The following is a 12,891-nucleotide window of genomic DNA, read 5'->3' on the forward strand; positions in this document are numbered from 1 at the left end:
CGACCCCGTCGGCCAGCACGCCGGCCGCCCCGCCCACCGGGCCCCGGGTGCTGCGCGCCGCCTCGGGCCTCTGCCTGGGGCTCGACGGTGACGGCGAGAAGGCCGAGGCCGAGTTGGCCGTGTGCACCGGCGGCCCGGAGCAGCAGTGGGTGGTCAACCCGGCCGGCGCGGGCGTGCTGTCGTTGACCAATGCCGCCTACGGGCAGTGCCTCGACGTCGAGGGTGGCAGTGGGGACGACGGCGCGCGGTTGCAGCAGTTCCCCTGCCACGGCGAGGCCAACCAGCAGTGGCGGTTCGGTGGGACCGGCACCGGTGCGGTGCTGCTCGTCGCCGCGCACAGCAACAAGTGCGCGCAGGCCGACGACGACGCCGTAGAGGCCGGCGAGGACATCCGGCAGCGACCCTGCGACGGCCGGCCGGCCCAGCAGTGGACCCTGGGCTGACCGGCCGACGCGCCGCGGTTCAGCCCCGGAAGCTCCACGCCCTGGGCGCGGTCGCGGCGACCAGCACGGCCTCCGGCACTCCTCGGCCCGGTCGTCGGCGCAGCAGCAACGACAGCCCGGCGGCGCCGATCGACAGCGCGCCCGCCACGTACCAGGCCATCGCGTAGTCGCCCAGCCGGTCCCGAACCAGCCCGGCGCCGGTGGCGGCGACCGCCGCGCCGAGTTGGTGCGCGGCGAACACCCAGCCGAACACCACCGCTCCGGCGCCACCGAAGTACTCCCGGCACAGCGCCACGGTCGGCGGCACGGTGGCCACCCAGTCCAGGCCGTAGAAGACGATGAACACCAGCATGCTCGGCTCCGCGGTGCCGGAGAACAGGCTCGGCAGCACCAGCAGGGACAACCCGCGCAGCGCGTAGTACATGCCGAGCAGCAAGCGGCTGTCCACCCGGTCGGTGAGCCAGCCGGAGGCGATCGTGCCGACGATGTCGAAGAGCCCTACCAGGGCGAGCAGCCCGGCTGCGGTGGTCTGGGCCATGCCGTGGTCGTGCGCGGCCGGCACGAAGTGGGTGCCGACCAGGCCGTTGGTGGTCGCCCCGCAGATCGCGAACCCTCCGGCCAGCAGCCAGAACGGTCGGGTCCGGGCCGCGGTGGCCAGCGCGCCGAGCGCCCGGGTCGCCGCGCCGCCGGTCGCCGGCGGCGCGGCGACGACCTCGGTCGCCCCGTAGGCGGGCAGGCCGAGATCCGCCGGGTGCTCGCGCAACAACCACACCACCAGGGGTACGACCGCCAGCGCCGCCGCGGCCACGACGAGTGCGGCGGTACGCCAGCCGTGGTCGCGTACCAGGATGGCGATCAGTGGCAGGAACACCAGCTGTCCGGCCGCCCCGCCGGCGGTCAGCACTCCGGTGACCAGGCCCCGCCGGCGGACGAACCAACGTCCGGTGACGGTGGCCACGAACGCCAGCGCCATCGAGCCGGTGCCCAGCCCCACCAGCACACCCCAGCAGAGCAGGAGCTGCCAGCTGGCGGTCATGAACACGGTCAACCCACTGCCCGCAGCGACCAGCAGCAGTGCCACCGAGACCACCCGGCGGATGCCGAACCGGTCCATCAGGGCGGCGGCGAACGGCGCGGTGAGCCCGTAGAGCAGCAGGTTGACCGAGACGGCCGCGGAGATCGTGGCCAGGGGCCAGCCGAACTCCTCGTGCAGCGGGTGCAGCAGCACCGACGGGGTGGCGCGGAAGCCGGCCGCGCCGACCAGCGCCACGAAGGCGACGGCGGCGACCAGCCAGGCGGGATGCAGACGGCGGTTCTTGGTCACCGGACAAGTCTCCGGCCGCGCCACTCACCTCGACGAGTGGCCGGAAAGCCATCATGCGCAATAATCGGGCCATGACCGCTCGCCGGCACCGGATCGCCGTACTCGCTCTGCACCAGGTGGTTGGCCTGGACCTCGGCACCCCGTCCCAGGTCTTCAGCACCGCCCGGGCCGCCGACGGGACACCGTTCTACGACGTCCGGGTGTGCACCCCGGGCGGGCAGCCGGTGCGCAGCACCGCCGGTTTCCAGGTGGTCCCCGACCACGGCCTGGAGCTGCTGGACACCGCCGACACCGTGATCGTCCCGGGCATCCACGACGGCACCCCGTTGACCTCGGGCACCGTCGAGCCGGAGGTGACCGAGGCGCTGCGCGCGGCGTACGAGCGGGGTGCCCGCATCATGTCGATCTGCACCGGAGCGTTCGTGCTCGCCGCCGCCGGGCTCCTCGACGGGCGGAGGGCGACCACCCACTGGGCGTACGCCGAGCGGTTCCGCCACCTGCACCCCCGGGTGGACCTCGACCCGGGTGTGCTCTTCATCGCCGACGACCGGGTGCTCACCTCGGCCGGAGTCGCCGCCGGCATCGACCTCTGCCTGCACGTCATCCGGCTCGACCACGGCAGCGAGGTGGCCAACCGGGCGGCCCGCCGCTGCGTGGTGCCACCGTGGCGCGACGGCGGCCAGGCGCAGTACATCGAGCAGCCGGTGCCGAAGGCAACCGACACCAGCACGGCGGGCACCCGGGAGTGGGCCCGGCAGCGGCTGCACGAGCCGATCGCCCTCCGCGACCTGGCCGAGCAGGCGCGGATGAGCGTGCGCACCTTCACCCGACGCTTCCGGTCAGAAACCGGCCTGAGCCCGGCCCAGTGGCTGCTGCAACAGCGCACCGACCACGCGAGGCTGCTGCTGGAGACGACCGACCTCACCGTCGACCAGATCGCCCACCGCTCGGGGTTCGGCACCACCGCCGCCCTACGCCAACAACTCCACCAACGCATCGGCGTGGCCCCGTCCACCTACCGCCGCACCTTCCACCCGCGAAGCGAGCTGGTCAGCGGCTGATCGGCCTGGCGCTTCCACTTGACGCACGCCGGACCCGACACGCGGGGCCTCCTCGCGCGTCGCCCCGGTCGTGCCGCCGCCACCGGCCGCCCTCGATCGGCACGGCCACCGCGGGGCGATCACGCCGTCGAGGTTTGGCCCGACGTTGCCGACCAGGCGTCGCTACGTTGAGCGTGATGACTGCGAGACATCTTGATGCCTCACAGTCATCACGCTCAACAGCCCGGGACGCCGGGCGCCGCGCCACGCCGACCGGCCGACACGCGCCCGGTGCCGCGTCAGGAGCGGAGCAGGTGCAGTTGGGACTGGTGCTTGGGCAGGTGCACCCGGGTGTGCAGGTCCAGGGTGCGGGACCAGGGCAGCGGCTCATCGACGATGAGGTCGAAGCCCTCGCGAAGATGCGTCTCGACCGGGGTCTCCGCGGCCAGGCCGAGCTGGTCGACCAGTCCGCACAGCCGGTCGCTGGTGCCGTGCAGCAGCGCGGTCAGGCCACGCAGACCACCCTGCTCGGCGGCGAGCGCGTCGAGCTGCGGACGGTGGATGTCCTCTTCCAACTCGTAGTAGGCGAACGGCGACCCGGCCAACAACGCCTCGGTGGCCTGGATCATCAGCTCGTCGTTGGCGACCAGATGCGCGACGATCTGCTCGGCACTGAGCTGCCCCTCCGGAGCCGGACCGAACCCGCCAGCGTCGACCTCCGCGAACAGGGCACCGTAAGCCCGCCGCAATCCCCCGCTCTCCATCCCCCCAGTCAACCCGCCCCGCCCGCAGTTAGCGGCGGGATTGGCGGGAGCGGAGGTAGTCGCTGACCACGTACTCGCCCAGGTCATCGGTGTCCGGGGTGAACATGCGGCCCCGGCTGCGGCGGGCCACCGCGTCGACGAAGCGCCGCAGGCCCGGGTCGTCGCCGAGCATGAACAGGTTGAGCGTGGCGCCGTAGCGGCTCAGCCGGTCCACCTCGCGGACCGTCGCCTCGATCGTCTCCGGTAACGGCGGCCAGTGGAACAGCGCCTCCCCGTCGTCCGGGTCCAGGTGGGCGGTCGGCTCGCCGTCCGTGACCACCAGCACGATCGGCTCGGCGTCCGGGTGGCGGCGCAGGTGCCGGCCCGCCAACCGCAGCGCGTGCTGGAGGTTGGTGCCCTGCTCCATGTCCGGCTCCACGGCCGCCAACTCCTGCTGGGTGAGCGTCATCGCCTCCCGGCCGAAGCCCACGATCTGCAGGGCGTCCTGCGGGAATCGGGTCTCCATCAGGTGTGCCAGCGCCAGCGCCGTCTGCTTCATCGGCCCCCAACGACCCTGGGAGATCATCGAGTACGACAGGTCGACGCAGAGCACCACCGCGGCCGAGGCCCGCCTCTCGGTCTCCACCACCTCGAAGTCGTCCACCTCGAGCTGCACCGGGACCGTCGGCCCGGCCCGACTGACCGCCCGGGTCAACGTCCGGACCACGTCCAACGGTTGCTCATCGCCGTACTGCCAGGGCCTGGACCCGCCGCTGACCTCGCCCGCCGCACCGGCCGACCGCAGGTCGTGCTGGCCGCGCGGGCCGGCGGTCAGCTCGGCGAAGACCTGCCGCAGCGCGGTCCCGCCGAGCCGGCGCAGCGCCTTCGGGCTCAGGGTGAGCCCCTCCGCGTCCCGGCTCACCCAACCCTGGCGGCGCAGCTCCCGCTCCAGATCGCGCAGCCGGCGAACGTCGTCGGCCGCGTCCCGGCCCAGCGTGCGGGCCACCGCGTCGACGTCAACGTCGTCGAGGGTCGCCCCCGGGTGTTCCTGGTCGAGCTGGTCCAGCAGGTCGTCCAGATCGCCGATCTCGCCCAGCGCGCCGGCCGCGTCCGCGTAGTCCAGTGGCTGGTCGCCGCGGACCCGCTCGCCCCGCCCCCAACGGAGATCGGGTCGCAGTGCCCGCAGGTTCGCGTCGAGGGCGGACAGTTCCCCCGCGAGGCGGTCGCCGAGCGACTGCTGCATGAGGCCGGCCAGCTCGGCGCGCTGCCGCTCGGAGAGCGAGTTCATCAGCCGCTCACCGGCCGCCGCCCGGCGGGCCAGCACGTCGATCAACTCGTCGACGGTTTCCGGCTTCTCCGGGAAGAAGTCGCCGTGCCGGCGCATGAACTCGGCGAACGCGTCTGTGGTGTCCTCCGCGCGACCGTGCCGGGCGAGCAGGTCGTTGAGATCCCCCATCATCTCGGCGAGCCGCTGCTGGGCGGCCGGGTCGGCGGAGGCGCGCACCGCGTCGCGCAGCCCGGCGAAGCGCTGACCGAGCACGTCGTCGCGGAGTTGGTCGAGGATCTGCTGGTACGAGCGGCGGGCGTCGTCGCTGACCCACTGGTAGCCGGACAGCTCCTCCACCGCCCGCGCGGTCGAGCGGGGCAGATTGTCCAGTACCGCCTCGGCGAAGCGGGCGGCCTCGTCGTCGCGACCCCGCAGCTCGTCCCGCTCGGCGGCGAGGGCCTGGTCGAGCAGGGCCTGGGCCCTGGTCACCGCGCCGTCCAGATCGCCCCGACGCAGCGCCTCCCGGCGCAGCCGCCGAGCCCGGGCGGCCAGGTCGTCCAGGCCACCCCGTCCCTGCGGGCCACGGCGCAACAGGTCGCGCAGCGCCTCCCGCAGGCTGCCCCCGGCCAGCACCTCGGCGCCGACCGCGTCCACCGCCTCGCGCACGTCGTACGGGGGTGCGAGCGGGTCGGGCCCGCCGTTCCACTGCCCGTAACGGAACCGGTTGCCGGCCACGGTCAGCCCCGGCCGCCGTAGACGGTCCGCCCCGAGTCGGTGACGTCCTTGCCGAGCCGGCGGGTCAGGTGCAGCCCTTCCAGCACGAACTCGACGGCCGCGGCGGCCTCCTCCGAGGTGGGCGCGTCGCCCAGGTCGAGCCGGTCCAGGACCTTCGCCAACCCGGGTACGGTGCCGACCTGGCGCAGCAGCTCGGCGGCGCTGACCAACTCGCCGGTCTCGATCGCGGCGCCGTCCTCGACCAGGGCGGTGAACCCGGACAGGTCCAGCCCGGCGAGGTGGGCGCGGAACGTCTCGGCGGTCGCGGTACGCAGCAGGTGCGCGAGGATCTCGGTCTCCCGCCCCTCCTCGCCGCTCTCGAACTCGACCTTTCCGCGCAGCGTGCTGGTCACCGACACCGCGTCACCGACGCGGGCGACGGCGGCCTCGGGGCGTCCCTCCGGGGCGGCGGAGGCGGCAAGCAGCCCGGCGCGACGCAGCGCGGCACCGGCGACCGTCTCGGCGGCGGCGATGGCGAATCGGGCGGAGACACCGGAGCGCGGGTCCACCGACGGCGACTCCCGGACGGCGCGGGCGAAGCGGGCCAGCACCTCCAGCACGTGTTCCGGCACGTCGGCGACCAGATCGGCCTCCTGACGGATCAGCGCCAGCTCCAACTCCAGGTCGACCGGGTAGTGGGTGCGGATCTCCGCGCCGAACCGGTCCTTGAGGGGAGTGATGATCCGGCCCCGGTTGGTGTAGTCCTCCGGGTTGGCGCTGGCCACCAGGAGCAGGTCCAGTGGCAGGCGCAGCTGGTAGCCGCGAACCTGGATGTCCCGCTCCTCCAGCACGTTGAGCAGCGCCACCTGGATGCGCTCGGCAAGGTCGGGCAGTTCGTTGACGGCGAAGATGCCCCGGTTGGTGCGCGGCACCAACCCGAAGTGGATGGTCTCCGGGTCGCCGAGGGTACGACCCTGGGCGATGCGGATCGGGTCGACGTCACCGATCAAGTCGCCGACGCTGGTGTCCGGGGTGGCCAACTTCTCGCCGTACCGCATCGAGCGGTGCAACCAGCCGACGGGCAGGTCGTCGCCGGCCTCGGCGACCTGGGTGCGGGACGCCGGGGTGAGCGGATGCATCGGGTGCTCGTTGAGCACCGAGCCGGGCAGGACGGGGGTCCACTCGTCGAGCAGCGCGCCCAGCGCGCGGATCAGCCGGGTCTTGCCCTGGCCGCGCTCGCCGAGCAGCACCATGTCGTGCCCGGCGAGCAGGGCCCGCTCGACCTCGGGCAGCACGGTGTCGTCGTAGCCGACGATGCCGGGGAATCGGGTCTCGCCGGAGCGCATCCGGGCGAGGAGGTTGTCGCGGAGTTCCTGCTTGACGGTGCGGTACTGGTGACCGGCCGCCCGTAGCGCGCCGAGCGTGCCGGGCAGGTCGGCCGGTGGAACCGGGATTACCGGGGTAGGCGCAGTCACCCGACCCACGCTAGCTCACATTCGCGGGGGTGCCCCGGGCATAAGGGGCACCCCCGCTACCACGCTCAGCCCCGGTCGCAACGCTGGCAGGCGCCGCGGCGGCGTAGGTGGTACGCGTAGGTGGCCCCGCCGAGCGCCACGCCCCACACCGGCCAGAGCAGCATCGGCGCCCCGGTGATGCTCAACCCGCCGGTCAGCCGCCAGAACTGGGGGTTGCTGAGCAGCCCCAGCGAGGCCGCGGTCACGGAGATGGCGACCAGGGTGGCCGGCACCACGGCCAGCGTCACCGGCACCCGACGGCCGGCGAGCCCGAGCATCCAGCGCGGGAACCGCTCGCCCCAGCGCTGCACCAGTCCGAGGGTGAGGATCGCGCCGACGGTGGCGAACGCGGCCAGCCCGAACCCGGCCCAGACCAGCCCGGTGTCCTGCATCTCGGTCAGGAACTCGCGGGAGATGCCGAGCGGGATGCCGGCCGCCCAGGCGAACCGGGTCAGCGCGTACGTGAAGGGGATGGCCGCGGCGATGCCGGCGGCCCACCGGCCCCAGCGGGTGGCGGCGGCCGGGGTGGTCCACCCCTGGCCGGTGTCGGCGCGGCCGCAGCCGACGCAGGCCCCGGCGGTACGCCGCTGCCAGGTGAGCACCGCCCCGACCAGCAGCAGTCCGCCGGCCAGCGCCGCGAACCGGCCGAAAAGCGCCCAGTTGAAGATGTCGGAGTAGTCGACCGGCGGCCAGCCGAACGGCGCACCGACGATCAGGATCGGCAGGTAGCCGAGGACGATCAGCACCCGGACGTCCGGCACGACCAGGACGAGCACGAACGCGACCGCCCAGCCGTAGCCGGCGAGCAGCGTCCGCAGCGGGCCGGGTGGGCGCGCCGCCGGGCGGCTCATGGCCAGGGCGGCGACCGCGGCGGTGAGCAGTACGCCGGCGAAGAGCGGGGTGGCCACCTCCACCGGCACCAGCCGGAGCAGGCTGACGTCGCCGCCGTGGGGGTCGTTCGGGCCGAACGGGTAGCCGACGCCGGTGAGCGTGCCGACCAGGGCGAGCACGCCCCACAGGCCGAGCCAACCGGCGGCCAGTGGGGCGAGCCGGTCCGGCCATCGGGAGTCGGCACGGGGTCGGGAGGCAGTGATCGTTGTCATGCTCTCAGCCTGGTCCGACAGCAGGTCGGTGCCCTCCCGGCCGGCGGTGAACCCGCTCCCCCGGCCGAGGGACCGATCAGCCGGACGGGGTGACGAACCCGGACTCGTAGGCGGCGATGACCGCCTGGGTACGGTCGCGGACGCCCAGCTTGGCCAGCACGTTGCCGACGTGCGTCTTGACCGTCTCCACCCCGACCACCAGGTGCGCGGCGATCTCGGGGTTGGACCGGCCGGTGGTCATCAACCGCAGCACCTCGGCCTCCCGTTCGGTGAGCCGGGCGGCGCTCAACCGGTCGCCGCCCGCCGGCCCGTACGCCCCGACCAGCTGGCGGATCGCGGCCGGGAAGAGCAGCGACTCACCCGCCGCGACCACCCGGACCGCCTCCACCACCTCGGCAGGTCGGGCCCGTTTGAGCAGGAACCCGGAGGCGCCGGCGCGTAGCGCCTCGTAGACGTACTCGTCGTTGGCGAACGTGGTGACCACCAGCACCCGGGGCGGGTCGGCGGAGGTGGCCAGCAGGTGCCGGGTCGCCTGGATGCCGTCGATGCCGGGCATCCGCACGTCCATCAGCACCACGTCGGGTCGGTGCCGGGCGACAAGCGGCGGCACCTCGGCCCCGTCGGCGGCCTCGGCGAGCACGTGCAGGTCGGGTTGGGCGTCGATGATCGCCCGCAGCCCGATCCGGATCAGCTCGTCGTCGTCGACGATGAGCACGCCGGTGGTCATCGCGTCTCCTCGTAGGGCAGGCGGGCCCGGATCAGCCACCGGTCGCCGTCCGGGCCAACGGTGAGTCGGCCGCCGAGCAGCAGCACCCGCTCCCGCATGCCGTCCAGACCTCGACCGCCCCGCCCCTGCCGGGCCCGGCCGGGCTCGTTCACCGCGTTGACCAGTTCCAGCTCCAGTGCGTCCCGGTGCAGGTCCAGGCGTACCGTCACCGGCCCGTGGCCGTGCCGGGCCGCGTTGGTCAGTCCTTCCTGGACGATGCGGTAGCCCTCCCGGGAGACCGCCGCGGGCACCCGCGTCGGGTCGCCGGCGCGGTGCGCGTGCACGGCCAGGCCGGCCGCGCGGGCGTCGGTGACCAACCGGTCCAGGTCGGCGAGGGTACGCTGCGGCGCCACCACGGGCCGGTCGCGTCCGTTCTCCCGGAGCAGCCCGAGCACGTGGTCGAGGTCGTCCATCGCGGTCCGCCCGACGTCCTCGATGGCGGTGAGCGCCCGCCGGACGAACTCCGGGTCGGTGTCGAGGACCTCGCGGGCGGCCCCGGCCTGGAGGGTGGCCACGGTCAGCGCGTGGCCGACCGAGTCGTGCAGCTCCCGGGCCAGCCGGTTGCGTTCGGCGAGCCGGGCGGCCTGTGCTTCGAGGGCGGCGATCCGTTCCGCCTGAGCCGGGCCGAGCAGCACCGGCGCCATGGACCCGGCGAGCGCGCCGAGCCCGGCGACGGCGTACCCGAGGCCGACCAGCAGGAGCACCCCGGTCAGGGTCAGCCATCCGCTGTCCTGTCCGTCCAGCGGCCCGAACCGTTCCCGACTGGTCAGCTCGGCGCCGACGCCGAACTGTTGGGCGATGAACGCCAGCGCCATCGGCAGGGCGCTGAACAGGGCGAGCATCACCAGCGCGCCGACGATGAGGTGGGTGGCGATCCAGAGGGCGCTGCGCAGCCGGGTCTCCCGGTCGCCGTGGTGCCCGGGCGCGGGTTCGGGCAGGTCGACACCGAGCAGGGCCCGGACGGCGGCGATCTCCAGGGCCCGACTGCCGTCCAGCAGGAGCGGGACGACGGCGATCAGCACCGCGATGACCAGCAGGACGTAGACAAGTGGGCGCGGGATCGCCGAGTCGGCGAGCAGTTGGGCGAAGGTCACCGCGAGGAGCCCGTACGGCAGCGCCAGCACACCGCCGAGCAGCAGGAACACGCCGCGTCGCCAGGTGGTGCCGGCGACCAGCGGGGCCAGCGCCGCTCGGAGGTTCACCTCGCCATTCTGCTGCCCGGATCGGTCCGGGCAACTCCCCCGCGTCGGGGAGATGTCAGCGGTGGTCGGCGACGTACTGCTGCGGGTCCTTGTCGCGGAACGGGAGGTTGCGACCGTTCTTGTGCTCGCCGTAGAACGTCAGCCAGCGTTGGCCCAGCTCGGCGCGGAGTTCGGTGCTGGCGTGCCGGCGGAAGTCGGGCAGCGCCTCGTCCTCCTCCTCGGCCAGGTGTTCGCTGTTCTCCCGGCGGGCCGTGCCGACCGCCTCCCACCACTGGTCCGAGCCGACCGGGTGCAGCTTCGCCTCGGCGATGGCGTCGCGGATCTTGTTGTGGTCGCCGATCGCGTCGGCGGTCTCGTCCTCGCCGTCGTCGCCGTGCTTGACCAGGTGCGGGTAGAGGATCGCCTCCTCGGCCTCGGCGTGGATGTCCAGGTGCAGGGCGAGGGCGTCCCAGATGGCGAGCATCTCCTGCTCGTCGCGGGCGTCGTCGAGGCGGGCGAAGCCACGCCGGAAGGCGGTGTGGTCGTCCAGGATCAGCGCGGTGATGTCGTCCACTGTGCTCACTTTCCCGTTGCGTTGGCGAACCGGGCCCGCAGCATCGCGGGCATCGCGGCCAGTCCGGTGATGGGGCGGAAGCGTTTCGCGGCCTCGGCCAGCGCCGTGTACTCGTCGTCGGCGAGGTCGATGTCCGCGGCGGCGGCGTTGCGTTCCATCTGCTCGACCCCGGAGGCCCCGGGGATGGCGAGCACGTTCGGGTGGCGCAGCAGGTAGGCCAGCGCGATCTGGCTGGGGGTGGCGTCGTGGGCGCCGGCGACCTGGCGCAGGGTGTCGATCAGCGCAGAGCCGCGCTCCAGGTTCTCCGGCAGGAAGTAGGGGTTGGCGCGCCGGACCGCGCCGGTCGGCGGGTTCTTGGCGTCGTAGCGGCCGGAGAGGAAGCCCTGCGCCAGCGGGCTGTACGCGATGACCACCCGACCGGCCTGCCGCGCGTACGGCAACAGGTCCTGCTCGGGCGCGCGGTCCAGCATGCTGTAGCGGACCTGGTTGCTGAGCACGCGCCGGCCGAGCGCCGCCTCGGCGACCTGCCAGCGGCGCAGCCCGTAGTTGCTCACCCCGACCTCGCCGACCAGGCCGACGTCCTGCAGGGTCCGCATCCCGCGCATGGTGGTGTGGTCGGCGACGAGCGGGTTGGGCTGGTGCACCTGGTAGAGGTCGATGCTGGTGACGCCGAGCCGGGCCGCCGAGGCGACCGCCCGCTGCTGCACCACCGCGGCCACCGGCAGCACCGGCAGGATCTTGCTGGCGACCACCACCTTCGGCCGGTCGTCGCCGAGGGCCGCGCCGAGGATGCGTTCGCTGCGCCCGAAGCCGTAGACCTCCGCGCTGTCGAACACCGTCACGCCCAGCTCGACGGCCCGCCGGACGATCTGCGCCGCCTGCCGCTCGAAGTCCGGGCCGTACCCCCATTCCCGGGAGCCGAACTGCCAGGTGCCCAACCCGATCTTGGACAGCGGTTTGGGAGTGTCGAGCGCAATGAAACGCATGGCGTCGAAACTACCCCGATGTGCCGGTTTCCACGCCCGATCCGCCGCACGCTGGGCCGGAGCTAGGCTCATGATCGTGACCTACCTCGCCGCGGATGACCGCTACGACACCATGACCTACCGGCGCAGCGGACGCAGTGGCCTGCGACTGCCCGCCGTCTCGCTCGGGCTGTGGCACAACTTCGGTCCGGACCGCCCGTTCGAACGGCAGCGCGACATCGTGCGCCGCGCCTTCGACCTGGGTGTCACCCACTTCGACCTGGCCAACAACTACGGCCCGCCGCCCGGTTCGGCGGAGGAGAACTTCGGCCGGATGCTCGCCACCGACCTGAGGCCGTACCGGGACGAGTTGGTCATCTCCAGCAAGGCCGGGTATTTGATGTGGCCCGGCCCGTACGGCGAGTGGGGCTCGCGCAAGAACCTGATCTCGTCGCTGGACCAGTCGCTGGGCCGGATGGGGCTGGACTACGTCGACATCTTCTACTCGCACCGGTTCGACCCGGACACCCCGCTTGAGGAGACGATGGGGGCGCTCGACGCCATCGTCCGCTCCGGCAAGGCGCTCTACGTCGGCATCTCGAACTACAACTCGGAGCAGACCACGCGGGCCGCCGCGATCCTGCGCGAGCTGGGTACGCCGCTGCTGATCAACCAGCCGTCGTACTCGATGCTCAACCGCTGGACCGAGTCCGACGGCCTGCTCGACACGCTGGAGCAGGTCGGCGCGGGCTGCATCGCGTACAGCCCGTTGGCCCAGGGCCTGCTGACCGACCGTTACCTGGGCGGCATCCCGGCCGACTCGCGGGTTCGCACAAGCGTCTTCCTCAACGAGAGCGACCTCAGCGAGGAGAAGATGGCCACGATCCGTGGGCTCGGCGCGGTCGCCGAGCGTCGCGGCCAGTCGCTGGCCCAACTCGCGTTGGCCTGGGCGCTGCGTGACCCGCGGATGACCAGCCTGATCATCGGGGCGAGCAGCGTCGAGCAGTTGGAGACGAACATCGCCGCGCTGGACAACCTCGACTTCACGGCCGACGAGTTGGCCGAGATCGAGCGCCACCTCGGCTGAACGCCGCCGGCCCCGGGCGGGTCGGGTCACCAGATCCGACGCCGTCCGGCCCGGTGGTTACGCACCTCGCACTGCCGGCCCACGGGTGCGGCGGCGCTGCGACGTCGCCGCCCGGCGCCGATCAGCAGCGCCAGGACCAGCACGGCGGCGGCACCGGCCAGCACCGGCCA

At 73.2% G+C, this 12,891-nt stretch carries 12 protein-coding genes; 3 read left to right on the forward strand and 9 right to left on the reverse strand.

Annotation, left to right across the window (positions count from 1 at the left end; all coding sequences use genetic code 11):
* A partial coding sequence (locus PSH25_RS29995) for an RICIN domain-containing protein (protein WP_238662229.1) occupies positions 1-443 on the forward strand: 443 nt, incomplete at its 5' end.
* A 19-nt stretch (positions 444-462) separates the two neighbouring features.
* On the opposite strand, the gene PSH25_RS30000 is transcribed toward PSH25_RS29995, so the two are convergent.
* A complete protein-coding gene (locus PSH25_RS30000) occupies positions 463-1,767 on the reverse strand; it encodes an MFS transporter (RefSeq protein WP_238662230.1) in 1,305 nt (434 codons plus the stop codon).
* Positions 1,768-1,820: 53 nt separating this feature from the next.
* On the opposite strand from PSH25_RS30000, the gene PSH25_RS30005 reads away from it, so the two are divergent.
* On the forward strand, positions 1,821-2,828 hold the full coding sequence (locus PSH25_RS30005; protein WP_238662232.1) for a GlxA family transcriptional regulator: 1,008 nt from the start codon (positions 1,821-1,823) through the stop codon (positions 2,826-2,828).
* A gap of 278 nt (positions 2,829-3,106) precedes the next feature.
* Here PSH25_RS30005 and PSH25_RS30010 read toward each other — a convergent pair whose 3' ends face one another.
* The 8 genes from PSH25_RS30010 to PSH25_RS30045 all read right to left on the reverse strand — a co-directional run bounded on the left by PSH25_RS30010 (position 3,107) and on the right by PSH25_RS30045 (position 11,655).
* A complete protein-coding gene (locus tag PSH25_RS30010; protein WP_238662235.1) occupies positions 3,107-3,571 on the reverse strand; it encodes a hypothetical protein in 465 nt (154 codons plus the stop codon).
* 28 nt (positions 3,572-3,599) lie between these two features.
* Positions 3,600-5,552 (reverse strand): VWA domain-containing protein, encoded by a 1,953-nt coding sequence (locus PSH25_RS30015; RefSeq protein WP_238662237.1) that lies wholly within the window; start codon positions 5,550-5,552, stop codon positions 3,600-3,602.
* A 2-nt stretch (positions 5,553-5,554) separates the two neighbouring features.
* A complete protein-coding gene (locus PSH25_RS30020; protein ID WP_238662239.1) occupies positions 5,555-7,015 on the reverse strand; it encodes a magnesium chelatase ATPase subunit I in 1,461 nt (486 codons plus the stop codon).
* 56 nt (positions 7,016-7,071) lie between these two features.
* On the reverse strand, positions 7,072-8,148 hold the full coding sequence (locus PSH25_RS30025; RefSeq protein WP_238662240.1) for a hypothetical protein: 1,077 nt from the start codon (positions 8,146-8,148) through the stop codon (positions 7,072-7,074).
* Between the two features lie 76 nt (positions 8,149-8,224).
* The gene (locus tag PSH25_RS30030) at positions 8,225-8,875 is read right to left on the reverse strand and encodes a response regulator transcription factor (protein ID WP_238662242.1); all 651 of its coding nucleotides are present in this window, start codon (positions 8,873-8,875) and stop codon (positions 8,225-8,227) included.
* Entirely contained in the window at positions 8,872-10,116 is a 1,245-nt protein-coding gene (locus PSH25_RS30035; RefSeq protein ID WP_238662243.1) for a sensor histidine kinase, read from the reverse strand. Before PSH25_RS30035 ends, PSH25_RS30030 begins: the two co-directional genes overlap by 4 nt.
* A gap of 55 nt (positions 10,117-10,171) precedes the next feature.
* Complete coding sequence (locus PSH25_RS30040) at positions 10,172-10,669, reverse strand: hemerythrin domain-containing protein (protein ID WP_238662244.1); 498 nt, start codon at positions 10,667-10,669, stop codon at positions 10,172-10,174.
* Between the two features lie 5 nt (positions 10,670-10,674).
* Entirely contained in the window at positions 10,675-11,655 is a 981-nt protein-coding gene (locus PSH25_RS30045; RefSeq protein ID WP_238662246.1) for an aldo/keto reductase, read from the reverse strand.
* A gap of 70 nt (positions 11,656-11,725) precedes the next feature.
* Between PSH25_RS30045 and mgrA the strand changes: the two genes are divergently transcribed.
* Positions 11,726-12,721, forward strand: coding sequence for an L-glyceraldehyde 3-phosphate reductase (gene mgrA, locus PSH25_RS30050; protein ID WP_238662247.1), 996 nt, complete (start codon positions 11,726-11,728; stop codon positions 12,719-12,721).
* The last annotated feature ends 170 nt before the right edge of the window (positions 12,722-12,891 follow it).

It is taken from the genome of Micromonospora foliorum (assembly GCF_022229015.1).
Lineage (GTDB): Bacteria > Actinomycetota > Actinomycetes > Mycobacteriales > Micromonosporaceae > Micromonospora > Micromonospora foliorum.